The following is a 23,878-nucleotide window of genomic DNA, read 5'->3' on the forward strand; positions in this document are numbered from 1 at the left end:
TTTCTTTTAATTAAATTTACAGTCTTTATACCTTGTACACTTAGCTCTCATTTAAACAAAAATGTAGTTTTTTTATTGTAATTCTGAAATTTGAGTAACATTTAAATATAAAAAAACCATCTCGATTAAAGAGATGGTTTCATGAAAAAATAACACAAAAGAATTATTTAGATAAGGATAATTAGATCAGATCAAGACCACGTGAGATATCACGGATAATGTCATTAATATCTTCTAAGCCTACCGATACACGTATTAAACCCTCTTGGATGCCCGCCGCAGCTTTAGCTTCAGCAGAAAGTTTGCCATGTGTAGTCGTTGCAGGATGTGTAATTGTTGACTTCACATCGCCTAGGTTACCAGTAATCGAAATAAACTTAGTATTATCAATAACCTTCCAAGCACCTTCACGTTCGCCTTTAACAACGAAAGAAACAATCCCACCAAAACCATTTTGCTGTTTAGCGGCAAGTTCATGGCCTTCATGAGCTGGTAAACCAGCGTAGTAAACTTTTTCTACTTTTTCATGAGTAGATAACCATTCTGCAAGAATTTGAGCACTCTCACAGTGTGCCTTCATACGCAAACGTAAAGTTTCTAAACCTTTTAAGAAAACCCATGCATTAAATGGACTCATTGATGGTCCAAGCGTACGGACAACACCAAAAACTTCTTCTAATAACTGATGATTACCGACAACAGCACCGCCTAATGCGCGCCCTTGCCCATCTAAATATTTAGTCGCCGAGTAAATGACAAGGTCTGCCCCAAACTTTAATGGTTGCTGTAAAACAGGCGTACAAAAGCTGTTATCAACCGCAAGTAATGCGCCATTCGCATGAGCAATATCTGCAAGCGCTTGAATATCTGCGATCTCTGCTAAAGGATTAGACGGCGACTCAACAAATAAAAGTTTAGTTTCTGGACGTACCGCGTTTTTCCAATCGTCCAAATCACATAAATCGACAAATGTAATATCTACACCAAACTTGGCAATATATTTTTCAAACAAGGCAACAACTGAACCAAATACTGCTCTTGAGCAAATAACATGATCACCCGCTTTGAGATATGCCATAGTAACTGACAAAATCGCGCCCATTCCAGAGCTTGTCGCAACAGCACGTTCAGCACCATCTAAAGCTGCTAAACGTTTTTCGAACATCGATACAGTCGGATTGGTAAAACGAGAATAGATATTTCCTTGAACTTGACCAGAAAATTTTGCTGCAGCTTCTTCTGCATTTTCATATACAAAAGATGATGTCAAAAAAATCGGTTCGCCATGCTCACCTTCAAAACTACGAGTATGTCCGGTACGAATGGCTAAAGTATCAAGTTGGTATTCTAAATCATCAGACTGGTTCATTAAATGTTCGCCTTTACTGGTCATGTACTAAAAAACTATCATCATTTTGAGTGTCTAAGGTATTTAAGGTCAAGGTAAACCTGAAAATTATCGCTTAGACTTTATTTAATTTTAGTAAATAGTTGGTAAAGCAAGATGAAACGCTTAAAGTCCCTTGTCTCTGAACAAAGCCAAATCAAGTACCTTTCTGCCCGACTATTTCATTCAGAAACATTGGTACTATCACAAAGTACCCCCTTTGAGGTGATTGGCGAATTCAATCAAACCCGTATTCGTTATTACGCAGCAACACAAAAAAAATTTAAAGAACCATTAGTGTTTGTTGCACCACTCGCAATTAATATGGCGATTTATGATTTATATCCTTATCGCTCTCTTATTAAATACTTTCAAAATGCAGGTTTTGATGTTTATTTAGTCGATTGGGGACGCTTAAAGTTTAAAGATAGACACCTTAACTTTTTATCATTTATTGAAGATTTCATTCCTAAAGCAATAGAACTCGTTCGCGCACATTCAAGAAGTGAGCAAATCTCGCTCCATGGCTGGAGTATGGCAGGCATATTCGTTACTTTATATGCTGCTCTGAACCAGCCCAACCATATTAAAAATTTAATTGTTCTTGGTAGCCCAATAGATAGTTATGCATCTGGCCATATTGGCAAGCTCTATCAAACCATAAATCAGTTGATTAGTCGCAATAAGAAAATACAGGAACGTATTTACTCTGGATTGCCAAAACGTCTGATCCATAGTCCCGGAATTTTAAATTCATTAGGTTTTAAAATTCTTGATCCTAAAGGATGGTTTGATGGACATGTGCAATTGCTGAAGAATCTTGATGACCTGCAATTTGTACAAGAGCATGCAACTTTAAGTAACTTTTTAAATAATATGATTGACTATCCGGGTGGTATTAATCAGGACATGTTGTTTAATGTCTGGCTACAAAATCCGCTAAAACGCGGCTTTATTCAGTTAAAAGATAAGAAAATCGAATTAAAAAATATAGATTGTTCCCTCTTAGTTGGCGCGGGTCGTAGTGATCAGTTGGTCACTGCTGACGCTGCTTCGCCATTAAGTCAATTGACAAGCAGCCAGGATGTCACGTTTACTCTCATCCCCGGTGGTCATTTAGGCCTAATGTCGAGTCAAGCAAGTGCTCTGGAGTTTTGGCCGAAACTAGCTGCATGGCTCGCCGAACGTTCAACACAAATTTAAGGATAAGGTCATGAGTCAATCTGTTGCATTTATTGGTTTGGGTGCAATGGGCTACCGTATGGCAGCGCATTTACCAAAACACTTCGATACTGTCTATGTATGGAATCGAAATTTTGAAAAAGCCAAACAACATGCAGCAGACTATGGCACTAAGGCTGTCTCATTAGAGCAAGCTGTACAAGCAGATATTATCTTTTCATGCTTACCGACAAGCACTGATGTAGAAACGCTAATTAGCAATGTAGAAATTAAATCTGGAGCAATCTGGATAGACTGTACCAGCGGGGTTCCGGACTCTGCCCGTGCATTAGCTAGCTCATTAAAGCAATTAAATGTTGATTTTCTGGATGCTCCAGTAAGCGGTCAAACAGTAGGAGCTGAAAATGCAACTCTGACTGTAATGGTGGGTGGTGATGCAGCAGCTTTCGAACGCGCATTACCAGCTCTACAAGTGGTAGGAAAATTAATTAAACATGTCGGTAAATCGGGTGCTGGATTTGCAGTAAAAGCAGTTAATAATATGCTACTTGCGGTCAACCTTTGGTCTGTTGCAGAAGGTTTCAGTGCTTTAAAAGCGCATGGGGTAAGTTTGAACGAAGCTTTAGAGTGTATTAACGCTTCAAGTGGTAAAAGTCTGGTAACAGAGACTATCTTCCCACAGCGTGTATTGAGTCGTGAATTTCCAGTAACCTTTGGCTTACCTCTTCTTGCCAAAGACACAGGAATTGCTTTGGATTTAGTCAAGCAAGCAAAGCTTCCTGCCCCGCTTTTGTCTTTAACGCAAAGTTTAATCCAAGCTGCTCACTTAACTGCTGAAGATAACAGTGACTTCTCTGCGGCAGTTAAAATGTATGAAGCGTGGACAAAGATTACATTAGAGTAAATTTAATCTTTTAGAGGGCTGCCTATTAAACTTAATTTTAATAGGCTCACTAAGAAATACTATGAAACCTTAAACATGCAAACTCATTTCATTCATTACGAAATTTTTTGTATATATGGAATCACTAAGCAACTGAAAGATTATTATTTTTATACTACGTAGGTACTTTATTAACCTTTTTATAATCTGAGGATCTAAAATAATTTACAATCATTTGCGCACTTTTTTCGGATACAACCTTAGCTTGTTCCATTTTTGCTGAATAAGGATTGGCAAGCATACAGCTGGGAAGCAAAGTATTAGTAAGTGGTGGAAACTTTTCTCTTCCTCCTAAAGTTATTTTTTCAATAAAACTAGCCAACCACATAATATATTCTCCTTTATTTTTATATGTTGGCATTAAACTGATATCGAGTTTGGCTGAACATTCATTGGCTGGCTTATTTAAACATTCTTCGAAATCAATAAAGTTATATTTTAATTTATATGAAGTATCTTTTATCTCTTGTCGGATCATACTAACTAAGCGATTCAAGTGCTCAATAATATCCTCTGAGAAAAGCTTTTCTTCTTCAGATTTTTTATAAACTCTTTCAGCAACGAGTAAAAACTGTGACATTCTCTATTTCCTTTTAATCCTGTCTCCGATAAATAATCAGATCCTTTAAGGAAGTATGATGAATATAACATTGCTATATGTAAGTAGGTTAGACTAAAAAGTAACCACCATAGTAAAAGTGAAAGTTGTATGCGAAATGCATCACATTAATTAAACATATAGCTAATTACAACTCTCAATAGTGAGGCTAAATTAATATATTTCGAAATAACTTAAATAAAAAAAACCCATCTCAATTTTAGAAATGGGCTACAAAAACAAAAAACTATCAAACGCAGCAATTTAAGGACTATATAATAGAAGTTAAAACATGCAAAATCAATACATCTTTCACTTGAAGTGTAAAATAAGATTACTTTTGGCCTATTAATATTTTACAGCTTAAAAGAAAAAGCCCATTTCCGTCTAAATTAAAATGGGCCCAGTGAATTCCACTTAATCCTAAAAACACAAACTGTGATAATTATCACGTTTTGTGTTTTTGATGATGTCATTGCTTATCCCCTTTTTCATTGACCTAATTTCAAACTTCATCTGTCTATTTAGCAAATGGAATAGGCTATAAGTTCTCATCTTTTTCTAAAATTTTTTATATCTGATTACCTCAATCAGAAGCATATTTTTATATTGCCAATGAAAGTTAAAAGTGAATTAAAAAGAATCAAATTCTAAAAAAATATATATAATTTCTCTTAAGTTTATGTTTTTATTTGATTTTTATAAATTATTGATATCTAAAGTTTTTATTTGTTTTATGAACAAATTATCACCCAAAATGACATTTGAGTAATTAATAATCATTGAAATATTGGTAATAAACCTTATATTGAGTACAGGTTCATACCTTTAACTGAGGAAACGCTCATGAATAAATTTATGGTTGCAGTCTTTACTGGCATGGTGAGCATGGCTGGTTTAAGCGTTCAAGCTGCAACGCCTGAGCAAGAATGTCAGAAATTGCAAGACGACTATAATTTGATTTATGCATCAAAAGGCTTTTGTTTTAAAGATCCTGATGCTAAAGAAAAATATGGTAATGAAAACTGTCATACGACAAAACCAAAGTTTTCTGACAAAGAGCAACAACGTCTTGATGCTATTAAAGAGCGTCAGAAAGAATTGAAATGTAAATAATTTTAAAGGACTAATACATGGCATACGATGATCAAAATATCTTCGCAAAAATTTTACGCAATGAACTTCCAGCGATAAAAATCTATGAAGATGATCAAGTTCTAGCTTTTATGGATATTATGCCTCAAGCCGATGGTCATACATTAGTTATTCCAAAAACACCTGCTGTAACCCTGCTTGATTTACCCCCAGAAGCAGCCGCATATACCATCCAAATTGTTCAGAAAATTGCGAAAGCAATGGAAAAAGCCTTCAATTTAGAAGGTATTGTCTTGATGCAGCTTTCTGGAGCAGCAGCAGGACAAACTGTTCCGCATGTTCATTTTCACCTTATTCCTACAAATGTGCATCAACTTGGAAGACATGCTGTAGAATTAGGCGATCAAGAAAAAATTAAAGCTTTAGCTGAGAAAATTAAAGCAGCTCTTTGATTTTTAAAATATTAAAGCGGAGTTTTGACTCCGCTTTTTTTCGTCTAAAAACTATAAAAAATTAAAATAATTAATTTATTTCTAAATTTTAATCGTCATAAAACTGTCATTTATTTTTCACTCCCCTGTCACAAAGTTTGCCGATACTGCTTAGCAAGTTGGTGAGCTTTTGTAACTTTTTGTACATAAGTCAACTACAAAATAAATAGTTAACTAGGCATACGCCATTTTTAAATACCTTTTGGAGAAATCTCAATGAAGAAATTGCTACTCGCTGCCGCAGTTGCAACTTTGAGCATAAACGCGGTGCAAGCAGCGCCAACTTTGTATGGCAAACTAAATGTTTCTATTAACCAAGTTGATAATAAAAATTTCGATGGTAAAAGTGATGTTACCGAAGTTAACTCAAACTCTTCTCGCATTGGGGTAAAAGGCGAAGAGAAATTAACTGACAAGTTATCTGCTGTTTATTTAGCTGAATGGGCAATTTCTACTGATGGTTCAGGTTCTGATAGTGACCTTAGCGCTCGTAACCGTTTCATCGGTTTAAAAACTGAAGGTGTTGGTACTTTAAAAGTAGGTAAATACGACTCTTACTTTAAAACTGCTGCTGGTGGTAACCAAGACATCTTTAATGACGATACACGTTTAGATATTACCAATATCATGTACGGTGAAAACCGCTTAGATAACGTAGTTGGTTTTGAATTAGACCCTAAATTATTAGCTGGTTTAACTTTCAACATCATGGCTCAAACTGGTGAAAGCACCTCTGACAGCAAACAAGGTGAAACTGGTAAAGACAGTAAGAATGACAGCTTTGACTCTGTGTCTACTGCGCTTGGTTATGAGAACAAAGACCTTGGCTTAGCAGTAGCTGCCGCTGGTGACTTTGGTATTAAAGGTAAATATGCTGCTTACGGTTTGAAAGATGTTTATACAGATGCTTACCGTGTAACTGGTTCTTATGACATCGCAAAATCAGGTTTTGTTGTAGGTGCTTTATGGCAACACGCTGAACCTACTGATGAATTGACTGCATATGGTCAATCATATAAATCAGATGGTTCAATCGATAAAGCTGGTAAAGCCTACCGCGGTTTAGAGGAACAAGCATATGCAGTAACAGCTGCTTATAAAATTCCTAACACTAAACTTAAAGTGAAAGCTGAATATGCTTCAGCTGAAACCCAAGTAACTGGTCAATCAGACCGTAAAATCGACTTGTACGGTTTAGGTCTTGATTACCAAATCAACAAACAAGCTCGCTTCTACGGCATCGTTGCTCAACAAAAACGCGACTGGTTGAATGATGATGACAAGCAAACTGTTGTCGGTACAGGTATCGAATATAACTTCTAATTAGTTATCTTTGATTCATATCTAAAATAAAAGGGCTAACGCCCTTTTATTTTATTGTTCAGATTAAAAAAGCCGATATTTTTATACCGGCTTTTTTTAATTTGTAGCTTACTTTAAGAAACCACTTACAAGATTCATAACGTTTTGAATGTCTTGGTTTGCTTCTTGATGATCGGTACTTTCACCCTGAGGTGTTAATGAGTCAATGACTTGAGGTAAGACTGAAGCAATTGCACCGTAAACTTGCTCTTTTGGAGCTTGAGCTTGCGCAGCAACTTGCTCAATGTCAGCTGGATTAAATAAACTCTGCAATTGTTGAGTAGGAACTTCGCTATTACTTTGATTTGGATCAACCCAGCTTTGAACTTGGTTACCTAAACCCGCACCTTTTAACTTTTCTAAAGCAGCCTGCAAACCACCTTGTTGTTGAACCCAACCTAAGATTAAAGGTACAACTGCAATTAATAAACTTTGTACGCCACCACCTGCTTGAGGTGCGTTATTATTATTTCCAGTCACTTGACCTAATACAGAACCTAGTACTCCTCCAAGACCACCTTGTGCGCCAGAAGAAGTATTGCCCCCCATTTGTCCGAGTACTGAACCTAAAATTCCACCTAAACCACCTTGACCTGATGCTTGCTGGTTCCCACCTAAAGCCTGCTGAGCCAAAACTTCTACAATGTTGCTTAAATTTGTCATGTGTAACTCTTATGTATGGTTTATACACGAGCATACGCGGATTCTTGTTAAGACAGCAAAAGCCAAATTGTTAAATTTTGAAAGAGATTTGGTGCCATTTTACCAGCGGAATTTATTCCAATTCTCTGGGTTTGCCCAGAACTTTGAATTAAACCAATCTGGAACATGCTTATAGGTCAAGATATTAAATTGCCATAAAGCAAAATCACTATCATGTGAAGTTTTATCAATGAGTTGCGTGAAACCTAAAGAACGTAATAACTGTTCATCACTGCGTTTACTTACTACAACAATTCGTTTTGCTAATAAATCTCTTAGCTTCACTAATAATTGTGACTTTTGTACTTCAGTTATGTTCTGCATTTCATCTGTATCAAACAATACAAAACCCAAATCATAACGCTGAGTAAAAGGCAGACTTAAAAGCTCAGTTACGGTAAAATAGTGCCATTGAATTGCGTTATTCTGGTCAATTTTCTGGCCAATACAAAGTGCAGTATGAATGGGCTGTTCGTTTGATAAATCGTCTAGCATAGAAGTGATGACATTTTGTTCAGCCATAACTGCAACCCTTAATTGAAAGATGTGAGTTTAAACTTTATGGAACTACAAGGCATTTGCCATAAAATGCATGCAGGCCTAAAAGATGCTAGTGTAACTGATCAACAGACAACCAAGGCAAATGTTGAATACAAATTTGTATTAGACCGTTCAGAAATTGATCTTCCTTTTAATTTAGGACAAGAACTAGAAATCGAATGGACAGGTAATATTTATTGCACTTCTTGTGGCACTAAAACACCAAAATCTTATTCTCAAGGCCACTGCTTTAAATGCTTTAAAACTAAAGCAGAATGTGACCTATGCATTATGAAACCTGAAACATGCCACTATCATTTAGGTACATGTCGTGAAGATGACTTTGCCCACAATGTTTGTTTCCAACCTCATATTGTTTATTTAGCAAATTCGAGTGCTTTAAAAGTGGGTATTACTCGTGTTAGCCATATGCCAGGTCGTTGGTTAGATCAAGGTGCAACCCAAGCCTTACCAATTTTAAAAGTTGGATCACGCCGTTTATCTGGTCAACTTGAAACTATGTTTGGTTCTTTAGTTGCTGACAAAACTGATTGGCGTAAACTTCTTAAGGGTGAAGCTGAACCTCTGAAACTGACAGAACAACGTGATCAGTTAATCGAAGAGTTTGCACCAAAAATTCAATCTATTCGTGAAGAATTTAGTCAAAATCTTGAATTTAACGAAACGGTTGAACTACTAGAAAATGAATTGCCACGTGAGTTTGTTTATCCAGTTGAACAATATCCTGAAAAAATTAAGTCTCTAAACTTAGATAAAACACCAAAAATTCGTGGTGTATTACAAGGTATTAAAGGGCAATATTTAATCTTTGATATTGGTGTTATTAATATCCGTAAATATACGGGTTACGAGCTGATCGTACGTGCATAAGTGAAATTAAAAAGCCCCTAAAATGGGGCTTTTTAATTAAGATAATCTGTTTCTAAATAGCCAAGCTGCCAAAGGTAAAGTGACCAGTCCAAGTATGATCATTGGAATAAAGTTGAATTTGATTTGTGCAAAGCCTGCACCTTCCAAATAAACTCGTTGTACCAAGTTAATTCCAAACCTTAAAGGATTTGCGTACGTTGCTATTTGTAATGCTTCCGGCATGTTTTCTACTGGGGTCAATAAGCCTGAAAGTAGCATCAAAGGCATAATGAGTAAAAACGTAAACAACATAGCTTGTTGCATATTTAAAGATAATGCTGAAATTGATAAACCCACACCGACTACAGCTACGTTAAAACTCAATAAACCAAAATAAAGTAGCCCAATAGAGCCATTCATGGGAATTTTAAACCAGAACAAAATAATCAATAAAATAATGGTTGATTGCATCAAGCCTACAAAAATTGGCGGCAAGGCCTTACCAATCATAATTTGTAATGGTGTATACGGTGTCACTAATAACTGATCAAATGTGCCCTGCTCACGTTCACGCGCAACTGATAAAGCAGATAAAAGCAATGTTTGCATCATACTTAAGGCCGCAATTAATGAAGGCATTAGGCTCCATCGAGACTCTTGATTTGGGTTATACCATGTTCTTGTTTCAAGGCTAATCGGCAAAGCTGAGTTAAATTTTTGCTGATTAAACTGACCAACAATTTTATTTAGATATGAACCAGCCACAACAGCAGTTGATGAGTTCCTGCCATCAACAATCACTTGTATAGATGAACTTTGGTTATTATTTAATTTGTCTTCAAAGTCGGATGGTATCGTAATTACAACCAGTGCCTGACGGTTATCAATAACTTGTTTGATTTGATCGGTATATTCAAGTGTTGCAACACGCTTAAAAATACCAGAACCATCTAATTTTGAGATGAGTTCATGTGAGACCTGCCCATTGCTCTGGTCTAAAATTGCATAATCGACATGGTTAACATCATAAGTAGCAGCATAGCCAAACAAAAGTGCCTGCATAAGGGCTGGTACAAATAGAATAACTCTATTTGCAGGGTCACTAAAAATGGTTAAGAATTCTTTTTTGACCAAAAAACTTAAATGTTTTAGCCAAGCGATTAGTTGCTGCCACATATCTTTATCTCAACCGTTTTTTGAGTGACAAGTTCACAGCACATATCAAAACAACGATATATCCCACCAGAAAACCGCATTCTTTAAACCATAGCTTCCAATCATCACCTCCCATAAATAAGGTTTTAATTAAAATCATAAAATGTGTAGCCGGTAATAACTGGCTAATAATTTGAACAACCAAAGGCAAGTTGCGTGTATCAAAAACAAACCCAGAAAGCATCAGCGCGGGCATAAAACTTGCCAATAAGGCAATTTGACTGGCCTGAAACTGACTTTGAGCAAAGCCTGATATAGTTAAACCAAGTAATAAAGAAACAACTAAATAGAGAAATGAAGCCGATAAAATTGAAAATAATGAACCACGTATAGGCACTTCAAAAATAAAATATGCAGCAACAATACAGATCACGATATCAATCATGCCGATCACCACATAAGGAATGAGTTTTGCTAATACAATTTCAAATGGCCGTACAGGTGTGACAAATAAAGCTTCTAGAGTTCCCCGTTCCCTTTCACGAGCAATAAGTAAACCAGTTAAAAATGCGCCAATTAAAGTTAAAATGAGTACCATTAAGCCAGGGACTAAAAACCAAGTACTGTTACCAGATTCGTTAAACCATATTCGTTGTTCAATATTAACGGCACTTGACGTTGCTAATATTGGACTACGGTCAAACTGTATAGACGGCGCGGTAGCTAAAGCACCTGCAACATATCCCTCTAGAGCTGTTGCTATGGTAGTGGATGTACCATTTAATAATAGTTGAACCTTGGCATTACCTTGCTGTGCCTGACTGGCAAAATCTGAATGAAAATGCAAAATGGCATCAATTTCGCCATCTCGAATGGCCTGCTCTGCTTCAGGCAAATTATGAAACTCTTGACTAGCTAAATATCGTGAGCCATTTAAACCAGCTAAAGCCTGATTGATCTGTGGTGAAGACTGATCAACGACAACTCCGACTCGAGCCTGATTTAAGTCAAAAGAAAGTCCATAACCAAACAGTAGAATTAAAATAACAGGCAAAACCAGACCAATCCCGAGGCTGCTTTTATCGCGAATGAGCTGCTTAGTTTCTTTACGAACTAATGCTGTCAGCCGATTCCAAAATCCAAAGCTCATTGTAGACCTCCTAACCAGCGTGCCTTAATGCACGTGCTTGTTCCACAATCGCTATAAAAGCCTCATTCATATCAGCAATATGTTTATCTTTACTTGCCAGTTTACGGACTTGTTGGGGTGAACCTAAGGCTAATAACTTTCCAGCATCTTGTATGGCAATGCGGTCACAATATTCTGCCTCCTCCATAAAATGCGTCGTAATAATGATGGTAATGCCCTGATTTGCCAGTTCACCAATGCTGTACCAAAATGATCGCCGTGCAAACGGGTCAATTCCGCTCGTGGGTTCGTCTAAAAATAAAATTTCTGGTTCATGTAATAGTGCAGCAGCCATAGATAGTCGTTGTTTATACCCACCCGGTAAATCACCACTTTTACTATGAGGTTTTAAATCGTATTGCTGTAAGGCTTTATCAATTTGTTGATTTAGTTTTTTGCCAGATAACCCATATGCTCCACCAAAAAACTTCAAGTTTTCTAAGACAGTTAAATTGCTATACAGTGCAAATTTTTGAGAGACATACCCTACTTTGGCTCTTGCCTCAGCACGAGCTGTCCGTAAATTTTTACCAGCAACTTCCAAATACCCGCTACTTGCTGGTAGCAATCCACACAACATTCGAAATGTTGTCGTTTTACCCGCGCCATTTGGTCCAAGTAATCCAAATATTTCGCCACGTTGTACAGTAAATGATGTATTGGCAACAGCAGTAAAATCTCCAAAAGTTCGGACTAAATCTTTAACTACAATGATAGGTTGCTCTGTTTTTAAATTATCGTTTTGTTCTAATTGAAAAGCTTGCTCAGAAATAGGTATATGTTTTGGTTGCTTTTGAGCCTGCTGCAACAGCAGCATAAACACATCTTCAAGTTCAGGTGGTCGCGTATTTGCTTTTAGCCCTTCAGGTAAAATATCGGCTGATAGCTCTTTTTGACGACTAATAAAGTTCACTTGTTCACCCTTTGGAACAGCATCAATAATCTCTACATGGTTATCAAGTAACTGAGCTTGTAAGGTCCGAGCCTTAATCAGCTCTGAAGGTTTTATATTCCACGTTTGTCCACTTGCTATTTCTTTTAATTGTTCAGGTGAACCTTGTTTTAAAATTTTGCCTTCATGCATTATATAGACTTGGGCACATTTTTCTGCTTCATCCATATAAGCAGTACTTATAATTACGCTTAAGTTTTCTTCTTGAACAAGTTGTTCAATAATGATCCATAAATCTCGTCTTGATAAAGGGTCTACTCCAACACTAGGCTCGTCAAGTAACAGTAACTCTGGGGACCGGACTAACGTACATGCCAGCCCTAGTTTTTGTTTCATCCCGCCAGAAAGTTGGCCTGCTAGACGTTGAGTGAATTGAGTAAGATCCGTTATTTCTAATAACCGCTTAAATCTTTGCTCCCATACATCCTTTGGAATGCCATGTAAGTCGGCATATAAATCTAAATTTTCCTGTACGCTTAAATCTTCATAGAGTCCAAAGCGTTGTGGCATATAACTAATGCAGTCTTGTACAGCTTGCGGATTTTTACTCACATCAACTCCGAGTACATTTAATGAACCAGAAGTTGCTTTATATAGTCCTGCAATTAACCTTAATAAGGTTGTTTTTCCCGAACCATCTAGACCAACTAAAGCTGTAAGCTCTCCTTTGTTAATTTGCATATTCAAATCAACAATTGCACTAATATCTTCTGCCTTATTATTCTCAGCCTTAAAAGTCATGAATAAATTTTTAACTTGAACCACTACTTTTTCATCAGTCATGAGCTTTCTCACCTGAAGCAAGTGGCACGTTTACAGTCACAGGTTGGCCCATTTTTAATTGATCATTCGGATCATTTACATAGACCCTAACCTCATAAACCAGTGTTGTTCTAATCTCTTCGGTCTGTACTGTTTTCGGCGTGAACTCAGCTACTGAAGATATATAGCCAATTTTTCCATTAATGGGCTGATTAGGATCAGAATCACGAATAACTTGGGCCGTGCCCCCGATCTTGATAGAACTTAAATCTTGTTCGTTTACATATACACGAATCCATTTTGGATCGGTCAAAGCCAATGTATAAACGGCCTTTTGTGCAGTTGTCATATCGCCAACTTCTTGTAACCGAGCTCGTACCACTGCATTTACAGGAGACTTTAGTTCAGCTTGAGTAAGGTTATAGTTAATTAGATCTAAATTAGCCTTAGTTACTTCATACTGTGCTTTGGTCGCTTCACGATCTTCTTGTCTGGCACCTTTAATGATTAATTCTAAATTAGCTTGTCTTTCACGGACCGCTGCCTCAGCGCTATCTTTATTACTTTTGGCATAGTCTAGCTCTTGTTGGCTAATTGCCCGACCATCCGTACTACTTACCAAAATTTGTAAGCGTTGCAAGTTTTTGTTGGTTTTATCAAGCTCGGCTTGGGCAGATGCAAGTTGTGCTTTTGCTTGACTAATTTCTTCTGGGCGAGCTCCCACATCTTGTTTAACAATTGCCTCTTGTTGAGCTTTAAGTTGTGCTTGAGCTTGCTTTGCCTGAATGTGTAGTGCATTGGTATTAAGAGTCGCTAGTACTTGACCAGCTTTAACTTTCTCGCCCTCTTGAACTACAAGCTTCTCTATACGGCCAGACTGTTCGAATGCAAGTGAAACTTGGCGAATATCAACATTTCCATATAAAGTTAATACATTATCTTTTTGATTTTTATTGTTATATTTCCATACCCAAAAGCCGATGATAACCACAGCTATAACAACCAAGACGACGGCAATCACTTTTTTATTCATCTTATTGGCCTTCTTATTAAATTCAAATTTTATTAGTTTAAATTCAATTTAAATTTAAATTACTCCAATCTTTGAATAAAAGATATACTTTTATGGTGAATGAAAATTAGGGTTAAATATGTCCAGATCTAGACGAAGTGATGGTGACTTAACCAAGTCCAAAATTATTGAGGCAGCAGGACCTTTAATTGCCCAATATGGTTTTGCAAAGACAGCGAACAAAACAATTGCTAACGCTGCGAATGTAGATTTGGCTGCAATTAATTATCACTTTGATGGTCGAGACGGATTATATCAAGCTGTGTTAGTGGAAGCTCACGCTCACTATCTAGATGAAAAATATTTACTAAAACTTGTTGAAAGCACTCAATCACCAGAAGAAAAGCTAAGCTTATTACTTGAGACCTTGCTGCATAAATTAACCGAAAAAGATGTTTGGCATGGCAAAGTCTTTATTCGTGAACTCTTTTCACCTTCTGAGCATTTATTAAATTTTATTGAATTTGCAGGTATGAGAAAATTTTTTCTTATTCGTAAGCTCATTAGTCAAGTTGCTGGTTTAGATGAAAATGATCCAGCGGTGTTGCCTTGTATTTTAAGCGTGATAACACCTTGCATGATGCTCATTATTGCAGGACCTAATGCTCAAGCACCTGAACCCCTTAAAAATATTGCTCAGATGCCATTACACGATTTAGTTGAACATTTTAAAAAATTTTCATTAGCTGGCTTAAAAGCAATTAGCCAATCAAATCTTAAAAATTAGCTATTTAAACATTGCAAAATTGCCTGTACTGGATCTTCTGTATTTCCAGAAATAAGTTGTTTATGCATGGTTAAATGTTGCATCACTTGAATTTGAGCTGTTTCAACATTCATTAGTTTTTCTATTTCAGCGGCTAAATTTTCTGGTGTTGCATCAGCCTGAATAAGCTCTTCAATGACTTTCTTACCCGCAATAATATTGGGTAAAGAATAATAAGGAATTTTCACCAAAAGCTTAGCAATTATATAGGTCAACCAATGCAATTTATAGAAAGTGACCATTGGTCTATGCATGAGCATGGCTTCTAATGTCGCCGTTCCAGAAGCTAAAGCAATGATATTACTTGCATTCATGACCATACGGCCAACTTTAGACTCGCTATCTGTATTTTCTAAAATATGAATTACAGTTTTCAAATTAGGCGCTAATTGTTCAACACCCTGCTCAATCTGTTGTTTTCGTGCATCGTTAATCGCGGGAATTAAGAATTGAATATCTGGATATTTCTTATGCAGAATATTGGCAGTTCCAAGCAACATAGGCAAAAGTCGTTCTACCTCACCTTTTCGGCTGCCTGGTAATAACGCAATATGTTTTTGATTTTCATTAAGACCTAATTGCTGTTTAGCAATTTGGATTGGATTTTCAAGTGGCAATTGTTTAGCTAATGGATGGCCTACAAATGCTGCTGGAACTTCATATCGTTCATAAAAAACTTTTTCAAAAGGAAATAAGCAAAGTACTAAATCTATACTCTGTTTAATGCCATGAACACGTCCTTGACGCCACGCCCAAACAGAAGGACTGACATATTGAACTGTTTTTATTGGAAGATTCTTTTCTTTAATACTTTTAGAAAGTCTGAGGTTAAAGTCTGGCGCATCAATACCAATAAAAATATCAACTGGATTTTGAGTCCATTGAGTGATTAAACCATCCCGCACGGCGAATAATTTTTTTAAGTCTTTTAATACCTCAACAATCCCCATCACAGACAGAGTTTCCATTGGGTAATAACTGTTAAAACCTTCAGCAATCATTTGAGGACCACCGATTCCCTCAAATTCGGCATCGATTCCTTGTTCTCGAAAACTACGCATAAGTTTCACACCAAGCGTATCTCCAGAAACTTCCCCAACTACAATGCCTATTTTAAGTTTTCGGTTTGCCAAGGCGATTTACCCAAGAATTTGAAAATAATGCATTCTAGCATAGAGGTTTATCAATCTTGAACTTGATGTATATGTACTTACCAAGAGCAGTCACAGCACAAGCTATCTAAAATTACATTCATTCACCATCTTTTAATCTAAATTAACAATGCAATTTGAATTGTAGCTTACATTTACAAACAATAAAATAAATGAGAATTATTTACATTATCCTTAATCTTATGAATATCCCACCTCGACCATTTAAGCTTACCGTAATCGCCTGCGCGATTTGTTATGCGAACCTTTCTTATGCTCAAGACTCAGAGGTACAATCTTTACAGACGATCCAAGTTAAAGCATCAAATGCTGAGCAGTCTTCTGAACAAACCAAAGCATATAATGTTAAAAACTCGAGTAGCGCAACCAAGCTTAATATTGAGGCTAAAGAAACTCCTCAAACCATTAATGTCGTTACTCGTCAGCAAATTGAAGATTTCGGACTGACTAGTACACGAGATGTTTTAAAAAATACCCCAGGTGTAACCGTATCTAATCAAGAAACTGAGCGAACTACTTATATGGCTCGCGGCTTCGAGATTTCAAATATATTAACTGACGGCGTGGGTTTTCCCCTCTCAGGTTATAACTATAACAATACGAATCCTGATACTTATTTCTATGATCGTGTAGAAGTCGTTAAAGGTGCTGATTCTTTAACTAACGCCTTCGGTGATCCGAGCGCAACAATCAACAATATTAGAAAACGTCCGACTCAAGAATTCCAAGCAAGTGGCGGTGTAAGTTATGGTTCTTGGGATACGCAGCGTTATGAAGCTGATGTCTCTGGCGCAATAATACCGAGTGGAAAAGTACGTGGCCGTATTATGGGCTATGAGCAAACTGGTGATTCTTACCTTGATCGATATTCATCAGAGAGAAATGGTTTCGCAGGTATTATTGAAGCTGATTTGACAGATAGTACTTTACTGACCGCAGGTTATAGCCAAGAACAAAATAAACCCAATGCAAACAACTGGGGTGCTCTGCCTTTGTTAGATGCCAATGGTAAACAAATTTTATATGACCGCTCATATAACCCTAACCCTGACTGGGCACACTGGGATAATGAAACACAAAATGCTTTCGTTGAATTAAAGCAAAAAATTAATGATCAGTGGACCGCTAAGCTGACCTATAACTATCTTGATACCAAGCATAATAGTCGTCTTCTTTATTATTATGGTTATCCAAAAGCTGATGGATCAGGTGTTTCTCTAACTCCTTGGGGTGGTCAAGAGCACCAAGAAAAACATGCTGTCGATTTTAATCTCGAAGGAACATATAAACTTTTCAATCGAGAACATGAGGCATCTTTAGGCTATAGCTATGTACGTAGTCATCAGCAAGATAAACAATCTACAGGAACGATTAACGATAGTAACGTTATAAAATCAACCACTACGGATTGGTCAAGTTGGACACCGCAATCTGTAACTTGGTCAGACTTCACAGAAGCCGCAAACTATAAGCAAAATATTAACTCCATCTATGCTGCGACACGCTTACATCTTAATGAAGATTTAAAACTTTTACTTGGTGCAAACTATGTCCAAGCTGAAAGTAAAGGTGAAAGTTATGGTTCACCAATGTCATATAGTGAAAGTAAAGTCTCACCCTATGTTGGACTAACTTATAACTTTACACCTGAATATACAGGTTATATGAGTTACACCTCAATTTTCCGTCCTCAAACTGGTATTGATAAAGACACCAATCAAGCTTTAAAACCTATTGATGGTAAAAGCTATGAAATGGGCGTAAAAAGTTCATGGCTAGATGACCGTTTAACAGGAACACTTTCAGTATTTAAAACTGAACAAAATAATTACCCTCTACGCAGCTCTGATGGAAATCCACTTAATCGAAAAGTACCAACGAGTGATTTAGAATCACAAGGTGTAGAAGTCGGCTTATCAGGTCAAATCACAAATAATGTGAATTTTTCTTTCGGCTATGCTCAATTTAGTATTAAAGATATTAAAAATGGCGGCGAGGCAAGAACTTATAATCCAAACCAGACACTTAACGTGCTAACCACCTACACGCCACCAGTTTTACCGAAGCTAAAAGTTGGTGCAGGCTTACAATGGCAAGATGGGATAAAGTTATATGATTCAAATGTTAATAGTACGATTAAACAAGATGCATATGCTTTAGTTAATTTAATGGCGAGCTATGAAGTCAACGATCATATTACGCTTCAAGCAAATGGTAATAATATTTTTGACAAGAAATATTTAAATAGTTTTCCAGATGGCCAAGCTTTTTATGGTCCTTCTGCCAACTATACAGTTGCTGTAAAGTTTAAATATTAATATCGTAGCCAATCCCAATTTAGGGATTGGCTTTACTTATTATTCTTTGTGTATGTGTCAGTAAAGATGTCCAAAACTGTAAATCTCCCTGTGTCATATCGTATAAAAGTTTTCTATCGATTCTTGCTAGTTTTCGGTATGGGCTTTGCCTGTATGGCATATTTAAGCCTTGGACTCATTGGAATTTTCCTTTTGACCCTCGACAAAGCTGAAGCTATATATCTCGCAGCATTTATAGCAATTCTATTTTACGTCATCTTTGTAATTGTTGGTTTCTGCGTTCAATCACTTTTGAAACTCACTGGGCTATCAATTGTTTTGTGCGCCCTTTTCTTTTTTGTGACACATATGGTGGGTTATGCATAAAGGTATACGTCAATCTATGGCATGGCTACACTCATGGACTGGCTTAATATTTGGATGGCTCGTATTTGCCATTTTCTTAATGGGAAGTTTGTCCTATTACCGCCACGAAATTAATTTATGGATGCAACCTGCACTTGCGCAATATGAAGTAAAGCAAGATATTGCCATTAAAACAGCATATCAATATTTACAAGAAAACGCTCCAGATGCCAAATCTTGGTATTTAACAGTTGCTTCACCAGAAAGTCCCGTCAACACTATGTATTGGGAAAAAGCTGACGGCGGTTATGGCAATGCCACACTTGATGCTAACACGGGAAAAGAACTTCAACTTTCGGCAACTCTAGGCGGCGATTTTTTTTACCGTTTCCATTACCAACTTTTTGGCATTCCAATAATAGTTGGGCGATTAGTCGTGTGTCTTGCAGCATTTATTATGCTGATTGCTTTGGTTTCGGGCATTATTACCCATAAAAAAATATTCACTGACTTTTTTACTTTACGCACATTTAAGTCTCAGCGTTCATGGCTAGACTTTCACAATATTTCTTCTGTCGTTGCACTGCCCTTCTTTTTAACCATTACATTTACGGGCTTAGCTATTTTCTTTTATTTATATCTACCTTGGGGAATGCAAAAGATTTACCCTGAAAACCCTTATCAATATTTTACCGAGATACGCACAAAGACTGTACTTGAGAATCAATCAATTCAGCCTGCTCAAAACTTAGCTATTGATAAGCTATTGAACCAAGTTCAACAAAGTTGGGGTAATCAACCTTTATCAACGATTAGTGTGAAAAACCCGAATACCAATCAGGCGCAAATTACATTTATTCAGCAAGAAGACCGCTCTATTACTCGTAATCAAGCTCAAATTACATTAAATGCTTCAACTGGCAAAGTCTTAGAAGACACACGTAATAATAGTCCTATTGCAACGTTAAATGCGGGTGTCTATGGGCTACATATGGCTACATTTGCTCAGCCTTTACTTCGTTTAGGATTCTTTTTCTCAGGCATTTTAGGCTGTGTAATGATTGCCTCTGGTTTGTTACTGTGGAGTCTTAAACGACAAATTCAAAATAAGAATAGTAAGTTTCATTTCGGGCACTATTTAGTTGACCGATTGAATGTTGCAGCGTTTGTTGGATTACCTTGTGCAACTGTCGCCTATTTAAGCGCGAATCGATTGTTTATAGTCACTTCAACCACGATCAATTATGAAATTTATAGCTTTTTCTTAGTTTGGTTAATCAGCTTAATCATTGCTTTAATCACTAGAAAGCAGCATTTGTGGCGAACTCAACTTTGCTTTTTTATTATGCTCAGTATTGCACTTCCCATCTTAAATCTAAGTTATTTACTTAAACATGAGTATGTTCAAAGCCTCAGAGATTATTGGACCTTTGCACGTGTAGATGTATTTTTGTGGATCTTTGCAGCTTTAGCAATTTTTATATTCTGCAAAATTCAACCTATCCAGCATAAAGCTGTAGAAAAGATTCAAAAAAAGTTGAATAAATTAAATACTGAGGTGAGCTCATGATTCTTATAGCTTTCATCTTAATTTTATTAGGTATGTATTTACTATTTATGGCGAGCGAAAAATATCGATCGCCTAAATCAACAGGTCATTTCAAATCGTTAGCTCAAAAATATTACCGACACATTAAAATAGCTGCATTCATGCTATTTGGTTTATGTGCATTTATTCTTATTCAACACTATAAATTTTCAATTGGTTTTGTCAGTTGGTGGATCTTTGCAACGCCATTAACTTTTATTCTTATACTTTTAGTTAATCCTCTAAAGTCTTCAAAATAATCTTTTTCTTTAAAAAATGATGAAAAATAGAACAAGCTAAGCAATATTTTGATTGCTTAGCTTTTTTTTGCATAAGCAAATCATTATTCATGACAACTGTTTATCTCTAAAAGGAATAAGATATGTGCGTTTCGTGATAAGTGGCGATAAAGATGTCTGGTGCTTTTGAATTTATCTTAGCAGGTATGTTAGTTGGTTTCTGTGTAGGGATTACAGGAGTTGGTGGTGGATCATTAATGACACCAATTTTAATTGGCCTTTTTAGAATTGAACCTCATATCGCAATTGGTACCGATTTACTTTATGCCGCAATTTCAAAATTTTGTGGATCAATGGTTCACGCTAGAAAGCTCAATATTGTCTGGCCAATTGTTTTATGGTTAGCAGTAGGTAGTATTCCTGCATCTTTCGGTACTACATGGGTACTTGAGCATTATTTAAGTCAGTCAACACACTATAAAGCTGTACTCACCATGGTGTTAGGTTTTATGCTGACTTTAACTGGTGTATCTATCATTTTCCGCTCTCGTATTGAGAAGTTCTTCAGTCGTTTTAGAAATAAAGAAGTCACTCAAACTGAGACTGAGCATTTAGCTATCCATAAGAAACGTAGCTTTATCGTGGTTATGGGCATCATCTTAGGTGTATTCGTAACGCTTTCATCAGTCGGTGCTGGTGCATTTGGGATTATGGCACTCGTGATCATGTTCCCAAACTTACCAATGATTCGAATTATTGGTTCCGATGTTGTACATGCCGTATTGCTCACTTTAGTGGCTGGCCTTGGACATATGAGTGCTGGTAACGTCGACTTTACGCTTCTTATGTGGTTATTGGTGGGTTCAATTCCTGCAATTATTGTTGGTACGCTCATTAGTTCTCGTATGCCAGAACGTTTAATCCGAAAAATTTTAGGGATTACCCTATTTGCCCTCGGTGTTAACTTTATGATTCACCCAGTCAAAGCAAAACCGAAAGCACCTGTGGTACAACAACAAGCTGTGGTTGCTGAAAAAACAAGCAACTCAACTGAAAGATAGCAAAATCAATAAGATTTTTCCAAACTGAAATACCATGAGATGTAGGATTTTCATAATTATTTCATGGTATATTCAGTACACAAAACAACCTTTAGTATGATCGAACCAGTGACAGCAATGACTACACATTCAAATTCCGTTTCAAAGCCAGATATCGACGACGTTAATATTAAAAGCATTCAAACTCTTGTAACACCAGCCGAGCTTAAATCAGAACTTCCTTTATCTGATGTTGCTTCACAAACTGTTCTAAAAGGTCGCGATACCATTCGTAATATTTTAGATGGTTCAGATAAGCGTTTGTTTGTCGTTATTGGTCCTTGCTCTATTCATGATCCAAAAGCTGCCCACGAATATGCCGATCGTTTAAAAGCATTAAGTGAAAAGGTTAAAGATTCATTGTATTTAGTTATGCGTGTTTATTTTGAAAAACCACGTACAACAATTGGTTGGAAAGGTCTCATTAATGACCCTGACATGAATGACTCTTTTAATATTGAAAAAGGTTTACGTATTGGTCGTAAGCTTTTACTTGAATTAAATGAAAAAGGTTTACCATGTGCAACTGAAGCACTTGACCCGAACTCTCCGCAGTATTACCAAGACTTAATTTCGTGGTCTGCAATTGGTGCACGTACAACTGAAAGCCAAACTCACCGCGAAATGTCTTCTGGTCTATCATCACCAGTAGGTTTTAAAAATGGTACAGATGGCGGTTTAACTGTTGCAACCAATGCGATGCAGTCTGTTAAATATGGTCATAGCTTCTTAGGTCTTAATGAAGACGGACAAGTTTCGATTATTAATACGAGTGGTAACCCTTACGCACACGTAGTATTACGTGGTGGTAATGGCAAGCCAAACTATGATGCTGGCTCTGTTGAAGAAGCAGAAAATGCTTTAGCAAAAGCAAAAGTTAGTACAAAAATCATGATTGATGCGAGCCACGCAAACTCAAATAAAGACCCGTACTTACAACCACTTGTTCTCAAAAATATTACTGAACAAATTTTAGATGGTAATAAGTCAATTGTTGGTCTTATGGTTGAAAGTCACTTAAAAGGCGGCCGCCAAGATATTCCTGAGAATCTTTGTGATCTCGAATATGGCAAATCAGTGACTGATGGCTGTATTGACTGGGAAACGACTGAAAAAACATTACTTGAAATGCATGAAGCTTTAAAAGAAGTTTTACCAAATCGTTAATTCATCTTTTAAGAAGATCAAAAAAGTCCTCATTTTTGAGGGCTTTTTTATTTTTCTTTGTCGAAATTCAACATCAAACTAAATAAAAATGACTCACCACAAAAGCAAAAAGTAGCACGATTTCGCTAAGCTCAATTGCTGCCCCTACTGTATCACCTGTAATACCGCCAATTCTTTTAATAAAAAGATGTCTTAAATAAACCAGACCGATCAAAAAGCCAATAATGGCGATGAGCCCTTGCCATTCCCAATATAAAGCCAATAACAAAACTACAGCAGTTATTATCCATGACGCTGTTTTGGGTAAATGATCAGTCAATGAACGGCCTAAACCTTTTTCACGGACATATGGCGTAGTTAAAAACAAAATAGACGGCACAATACGCCCAAGTACGGGGACAAAGACTAAAAATAACGTTTGATGCTGTTCAATCAACACATAAATCAGTACAAACTTGAGCAAACAAATAATAACTAAACTTAGCACGCCAATTGGACCACAACTTGGATCCTTCATGATTTGTAAAGTGCGTAGTTTGTCTCCAAAACCACCTACCCATGCATCTGCCGTATCTGCTAGCCCGTCTAAATGTAATCCCCCTGTCAGCCAAATCCATAAAGTCATAATGATAGCAGCAAGCAAAATTACGGGTAATTTAACTAAAAGACACGAGATAAGAAAAAGAATGCCACCAATAATCAGCCCGACTAAAGGATAAAACAAAATAGCTCGACCATTTTGTTGCGCCGTTGGCATTGTCTTTAGCTCAATAGGCAGAACAGTTAAAAATTGCAATGCAATCCAAAAAGGTGTCATATCCAAGTCTCTAACTGATCTATATTTAAAAGCAAATTGGATTATGAAGAAATAAAAATGGGAATA

24 protein-coding genes are annotated in these 23,878 nt (G+C 36.7%); 13 read left to right on the plus strand and 11 right to left on the minus strand.

Going from position 1 to position 23,878, the window contains the following annotated elements; all coding sequences use genetic code 11:
• Window positions 1-181: 181 nt before the first annotated feature.
• Window positions 182-1,369: an O-succinylhomoserine sulfhydrylase gene (locus tag K6I41_RS09915; RefSeq protein ID WP_192454275.1), complete on the minus strand. Its 1,188-nt coding sequence runs from the start codon at window positions 1,367-1,369 to the stop codon at window positions 182-184.
• Between the two features lie 135 nt (window positions 1,370-1,504).
• Between K6I41_RS09915 and K6I41_RS09920 the strand changes: the two genes are divergently transcribed.
• Both K6I41_RS09920 and K6I41_RS09925 read left to right on the plus strand, forming a co-directional pair.
• On the plus strand, window positions 1,505-2,590 hold the full coding sequence (locus tag K6I41_RS09920; protein ID WP_250374206.1) for an alpha/beta fold hydrolase: 1,086 nt from the start codon (window positions 1,505-1,507) through the stop codon (window positions 2,588-2,590).
• Between the two features lie 10 nt (window positions 2,591-2,600).
• Window positions 2,601-3,473, plus strand: a complete 873-nt coding sequence (locus K6I41_RS09925) for an NAD(P)-dependent oxidoreductase (protein ID WP_250374207.1) — start codon at window positions 2,601-2,603, stop codon at window positions 3,471-3,473.
• A gap of 154 nt (window positions 3,474-3,627) precedes the next feature.
• On the opposite strand, the gene K6I41_RS09930 is transcribed toward K6I41_RS09925, so the two are convergent.
• Entirely contained in the window at window positions 3,628-4,092 is a 465-nt protein-coding gene (locus tag K6I41_RS09930) for a hypothetical protein (protein WP_250374208.1), read from the minus strand.
• A gap of 864 nt (window positions 4,093-4,956) precedes the next feature.
• Between K6I41_RS09930 and K6I41_RS09935 the strand changes: the two genes are divergently transcribed.
• The 3 genes from K6I41_RS09935 (at window position 4,957) to K6I41_RS09945 (ending at window position 7,019) form a co-directional block, all read left to right on the plus strand.
• Window positions 4,957-5,226, plus strand: a complete 270-nt coding sequence (locus K6I41_RS09935) for a YARHG domain-containing protein (RefSeq protein ID WP_005304919.1) — start codon at window positions 4,957-4,959, stop codon at window positions 5,224-5,226.
• A gap of 17 nt (window positions 5,227-5,243) precedes the next feature.
• Window positions 5,244-5,657, plus strand: coding sequence for an HIT family protein (locus K6I41_RS09940; RefSeq protein ID WP_005304916.1), 414 nt, complete (start codon window positions 5,244-5,246; stop codon window positions 5,655-5,657).
• A gap of 255 nt (window positions 5,658-5,912) precedes the next feature.
• Complete coding sequence (locus K6I41_RS09945) at window positions 5,913-7,019, plus strand: porin (RefSeq protein ID WP_250374209.1); 1,107 nt, start codon at window positions 5,913-5,915, stop codon at window positions 7,017-7,019.
• Window positions 7,020-7,127: 108 nt separating this feature from the next.
• Here the strand turns inward: K6I41_RS09945 and K6I41_RS09950 are convergent, their stop codons facing one another.
• Window positions 7,128-7,721, minus strand: coding sequence for a YidB family protein (locus K6I41_RS09950; protein WP_151822528.1), 594 nt, complete (start codon window positions 7,719-7,721; stop codon window positions 7,128-7,130).
• Window positions 7,722-7,820: 99 nt separating this feature from the next.
• A complete protein-coding gene (locus K6I41_RS09955; RefSeq protein ID WP_016138231.1) occupies window positions 7,821-8,282 on the minus strand; it encodes a DUF6231 family protein in 462 nt (153 codons plus the stop codon).
• A 39-nt stretch (window positions 8,283-8,321) separates the two neighbouring features.
• On the opposite strand from K6I41_RS09955, the gene K6I41_RS09960 reads away from it, so the two are divergent.
• Window positions 8,322-9,191 carry a DUF2797 domain-containing protein gene (locus tag K6I41_RS09960; RefSeq protein WP_198307959.1) on the plus strand — a complete coding sequence of 290 codons (870 nt, stop codon included), beginning with the start codon at window positions 8,322-8,324 and terminating at the stop codon, window positions 9,189-9,191.
• Between the two features lie 36 nt (window positions 9,192-9,227).
• On the opposite strand, the gene K6I41_RS09965 is transcribed toward K6I41_RS09960, so the two are convergent.
• Genes K6I41_RS09965 through K6I41_RS09980 form a run of 4 tightly spaced genes read right to left on the minus strand, consistent with a single transcriptional unit; the run spans window position 9,228 to window position 14,261 of the window.
• Window positions 9,228-10,346 carry an ABC transporter permease gene (locus K6I41_RS09965; protein ID WP_250374210.1) on the minus strand — a complete coding sequence of 373 codons (1,119 nt, stop codon included), beginning with the start codon at window positions 10,344-10,346 and terminating at the stop codon, window positions 9,228-9,230.
• Between the two features lie 4 nt (window positions 10,347-10,350).
• Window positions 10,351-11,475: an ABC transporter permease gene (locus K6I41_RS09970; protein ID WP_250374211.1), complete on the minus strand. Its 1,125-nt coding sequence runs from the start codon at window positions 11,473-11,475 to the stop codon at window positions 10,351-10,353.
• Between the two features lie 10 nt (window positions 11,476-11,485).
• The gene (locus K6I41_RS09975) at window positions 11,486-13,249 is read right to left on the minus strand and encodes an ATP-binding cassette domain-containing protein (protein WP_250374212.1); all 1,764 of its coding nucleotides are present in this window, start codon (window positions 13,247-13,249) and stop codon (window positions 11,486-11,488) included.
• Complete coding sequence (locus tag K6I41_RS09980; protein WP_250374213.1) at window positions 13,242-14,261, minus strand: HlyD family secretion protein; 1,020 nt, start codon at window positions 14,259-14,261, stop codon at window positions 13,242-13,244. The genes K6I41_RS09975 and K6I41_RS09980 overlap by 8 nt, the downstream gene beginning before the upstream one ends.
• Before the next feature lie 118 nt (window positions 14,262-14,379).
• Between K6I41_RS09980 and eppR the strand changes: the two genes are divergently transcribed.
• Window positions 14,380-15,027, plus strand: a complete 648-nt coding sequence (eppR, locus tag K6I41_RS09985; protein WP_250374214.1) for an error-prone polymerase regulator EppR — start codon at window positions 14,380-14,382, stop codon at window positions 15,025-15,027.
• Here the strand turns inward: eppR and lpxB are convergent.
• On the minus strand, window positions 15,024-16,199 hold the full coding sequence (gene lpxB / locus K6I41_RS09990) for a lipid-A-disaccharide synthase (protein WP_250374215.1): 1,176 nt from the start codon (window positions 16,197-16,199) through the stop codon (window positions 15,024-15,026). The genes eppR and lpxB overlap by 4 nt on opposite strands.
• Before the next feature lie 221 nt (window positions 16,200-16,420).
• Between lpxB and K6I41_RS09995 the strand changes: the two genes are divergently transcribed.
• The 4 genes from K6I41_RS09995 (at window position 16,421) to K6I41_RS10010 (ending at window position 20,749) form a co-directional block, all read left to right on the plus strand.
• Entirely contained in the window at window positions 16,421-18,556 is a 2,136-nt protein-coding gene (locus K6I41_RS09995; RefSeq protein WP_250374216.1) for a TonB-dependent siderophore receptor, read from the plus strand.
• Between the two features lie 66 nt (window positions 18,557-18,622).
• Entirely contained in the window at window positions 18,623-18,922 is a 300-nt protein-coding gene (locus tag K6I41_RS10000; RefSeq protein WP_250374217.1) for a hypothetical protein, read from the plus strand.
• A complete protein-coding gene (locus K6I41_RS10005) occupies window positions 18,915-20,471 on the plus strand; it encodes a PepSY-associated TM helix domain-containing protein (RefSeq protein WP_250374218.1) in 1,557 nt (518 codons plus the stop codon). Before K6I41_RS10000 ends, K6I41_RS10005 begins: the two co-directional genes overlap by 8 nt.
• A complete protein-coding gene (locus K6I41_RS10010; RefSeq protein WP_013198031.1) occupies window positions 20,468-20,749 on the plus strand; it encodes a hypothetical protein in 282 nt (93 codons plus the stop codon). The genes K6I41_RS10005 and K6I41_RS10010 overlap by 4 nt, the downstream gene beginning before the upstream one ends.
• Here the strand turns inward: K6I41_RS10010 and K6I41_RS10015 are convergent.
• Entirely contained in the window at window positions 20,724-20,840 is a 117-nt protein-coding gene (locus K6I41_RS10015; RefSeq protein ID WP_081399155.1) for a hypothetical protein, read from the minus strand. The genes K6I41_RS10010 and K6I41_RS10015 overlap by 26 nt on opposite strands.
• A gap of 61 nt (window positions 20,841-20,901) precedes the next feature.
• Between K6I41_RS10015 and K6I41_RS10020 the strand changes: the two genes are divergently transcribed.
• Both K6I41_RS10020 and K6I41_RS10025 read left to right on the plus strand, forming a co-directional pair.
• Window positions 20,902-21,789, plus strand: coding sequence for a sulfite exporter TauE/SafE family protein (locus tag K6I41_RS10020; RefSeq protein ID WP_250374219.1), 888 nt, complete (start codon window positions 20,902-20,904; stop codon window positions 21,787-21,789).
• Between the two features lie 96 nt (window positions 21,790-21,885).
• Window positions 21,886-22,995, plus strand: coding sequence for a 3-deoxy-7-phosphoheptulonate synthase (locus K6I41_RS10025; protein ID WP_284453891.1), 1,110 nt, complete (start codon window positions 21,886-21,888; stop codon window positions 22,993-22,995).
• A gap of 73 nt (window positions 22,996-23,068) precedes the next feature.
• Here K6I41_RS10025 and K6I41_RS10030 read toward each other — a convergent pair whose 3' ends face one another.
• Window positions 23,069-23,812: an adenosylcobinamide-GDP ribazoletransferase gene (locus tag K6I41_RS10030; protein ID WP_250374221.1), complete on the minus strand. Its 744-nt coding sequence runs from the start codon at window positions 23,810-23,812 to the stop codon at window positions 23,069-23,071.
• Between the last annotated feature and the right edge of the window lie 66 nt (window positions 23,813-23,878).

The organism is Acinetobacter sp. AS23 (assembly GCF_023612055.1).
Taxonomy (GTDB): Bacteria; Pseudomonadota; Gammaproteobacteria; order Pseudomonadales; family Moraxellaceae; genus Acinetobacter; species Acinetobacter oleivorans.

Excerpts from the sequence above, each read along its gene's own strand:
- K6I41_RS09915 (WP_192454275.1), bottom strand. The coding sequence starts at position 1,369 with ATGAACCAGTCTGATGATTTAGAATACCAACTTGATACTTTAGCCATT.
- K6I41_RS09920 (WP_250374206.1), top strand. The coding sequence starts at position 1,505 with ATGAAACGCTTAAAGTCCCTTGTCTCTGAACAAAGCCAAATCAAGTAC.
- K6I41_RS09925 (WP_250374207.1), top strand. The coding sequence starts at position 2,601 with ATGAGTCAATCTGTTGCATTTATTGGTTTGGGTGCAATGGGCTACCGT.
- K6I41_RS09930 (WP_250374208.1), bottom strand. The coding sequence starts at position 4,092 with ATGTCACAGTTTTTACTCGTTGCTGAAAGAGTTTATAAAAAATCTGAA.
- K6I41_RS09935 (WP_005304919.1), top strand. The coding sequence starts at position 4,957 with ATGAATAAATTTATGGTTGCAGTCTTTACTGGCATGGTGAGCATGGCT.
- K6I41_RS09940 (WP_005304916.1), top strand. The coding sequence starts at position 5,244 with ATGGCATACGATGATCAAAATATCTTCGCAAAAATTTTACGCAATGAA.
- K6I41_RS09945 (WP_250374209.1), top strand. The coding sequence starts at position 5,913 with ATGAAGAAATTGCTACTCGCTGCCGCAGTTGCAACTTTGAGCATAAAC.
- K6I41_RS09950 (WP_151822528.1), bottom strand. The coding sequence starts at position 7,721 with ATGACAAATTTAAGCAACATTGTAGAAGTTTTGGCTCAGCAGGCTTTA.
- K6I41_RS09955 (WP_016138231.1), bottom strand. The coding sequence starts at position 8,282 with ATGGCTGAACAAAATGTCATCACTTCTATGCTAGACGATTTATCAAAC.
- K6I41_RS09960 (WP_198307959.1), top strand. The coding sequence starts at position 8,322 with ATGGAACTACAAGGCATTTGCCATAAAATGCATGCAGGCCTAAAAGAT.
- K6I41_RS09965 (WP_250374210.1), bottom strand. The coding sequence starts at position 10,346 with ATGTGGCAGCAACTAATCGCTTGGCTAAAACATTTAAGTTTTTTGGTC.
- K6I41_RS09970 (WP_250374211.1), bottom strand. The coding sequence starts at position 11,475 with ATGAGCTTTGGATTTTGGAATCGGCTGACAGCATTAGTTCGTAAAGAA.
- K6I41_RS09975 (WP_250374212.1), bottom strand. The coding sequence starts at position 13,249 with ATGACTGATGAAAAAGTAGTGGTTCAAGTTAAAAATTTATTCATGACT.
- K6I41_RS09980 (WP_250374213.1), bottom strand. The coding sequence starts at position 14,261 with ATGAATAAAAAAGTGATTGCCGTCGTCTTGGTTGTTATAGCTGTGGTT.
- eppR (WP_250374214.1), top strand. The coding sequence starts at position 14,380 with ATGTCCAGATCTAGACGAAGTGATGGTGACTTAACCAAGTCCAAAATT.
- K6I41_RS09995 (WP_250374216.1), top strand. The coding sequence starts at position 16,421 with ATGAATATCCCACCTCGACCATTTAAGCTTACCGTAATCGCCTGCGCG.
- K6I41_RS10000 (WP_250374217.1), top strand. The coding sequence starts at position 18,623 with ATGTCCAAAACTGTAAATCTCCCTGTGTCATATCGTATAAAAGTTTTC.
- K6I41_RS10005 (WP_250374218.1), top strand. The coding sequence starts at position 18,915 with ATGCATAAAGGTATACGTCAATCTATGGCATGGCTACACTCATGGACT.
- K6I41_RS10010 (WP_013198031.1), top strand. The coding sequence starts at position 20,468 with ATGATTCTTATAGCTTTCATCTTAATTTTATTAGGTATGTATTTACTA.
- K6I41_RS10015 (WP_081399155.1), bottom strand. The coding sequence starts at position 20,840 with ATGAATAATGATTTGCTTATGCAAAAAAAAGCTAAGCAATCAAAATAT.
- K6I41_RS10020 (WP_250374219.1), top strand. The coding sequence starts at position 20,902 with ATGTCTGGTGCTTTTGAATTTATCTTAGCAGGTATGTTAGTTGGTTTC.
- K6I41_RS10025 (WP_284453891.1), top strand. The coding sequence starts at position 21,886 with ATGATCGAACCAGTGACAGCAATGACTACACATTCAAATTCCGTTTCA.
- K6I41_RS10030 (WP_250374221.1), bottom strand. The coding sequence starts at position 23,812 with ATGACACCTTTTTGGATTGCATTGCAATTTTTAACTGTTCTGCCTATT.